This is a genomic window from Paraburkholderia sp. BR14374, from assembly GCF_040948685.1.
Classification (GTDB): Bacteria; Pseudomonadota; Gammaproteobacteria; order Burkholderiales; family Burkholderiaceae; genus Paraburkholderia; species Paraburkholderia youngii.
This window is the reverse complement of sequence record NZ_JBFPKF010000131.1, coordinates 1-510: the sequence shown is the minus strand read 5'-3', so window position 1 is coordinate 510 and position 510 is coordinate 1. Positions and strand designations below refer to the sequence as shown.

At 68.2% G+C, this 510-nt stretch carries 1 pseudogene; it reads right to left on the bottom strand.

Going from position 1 to position 510, the window contains the following annotated elements:
* Positions 1–510, bottom strand: a pseudogene (locus tag AB3X86_RS38350) (adhesin); the annotation flags it as partial.

Here is a 510-nt window from a genome sequence, read left to right as displayed (position 1 = left end):
CATGCAGCTGCGAGCCGTTCACCGCGTCCGTGCTCGTCGACGACAGCTCGCCTTCGGCCACGTTCGTGACCTTCGTGCCATTGCTGTCACCGCCCAGCGTGACCGTGCCCTTCGACGCATCGTCGTAATGCACCGCGAGCGCGTCCGTCCCGCCGCCGGCACCATTACGGATGTCCTCGCTCAGCTGGTCCACCTGCTGGTTCGTGGCGTACAGCTGCGAACCGTTCACCGCGTCCGTGCTCGTCGCGCTCAGGCGACCCGCGGCCACGTTCGTGATCGTGCGCTCGTTACCCACGCTACCCACGCTCATCGTGCTCGCCGGGTTCGCTCCGGCGAACGCGTAATCCGTCCCGCCGATGCTCGCCCCAGCCGTGCCCACTGCCGCTGCCGTCACCGAGCCTGCGCCCAGTGCGACATCACCCGCGTTGTTCGACACCGCACCCATACCGATCGCCACCGAGTCCGCACCCAGCGCCGACGAATCCGCCCCCGTCGAGTTCGCGTGGAAGT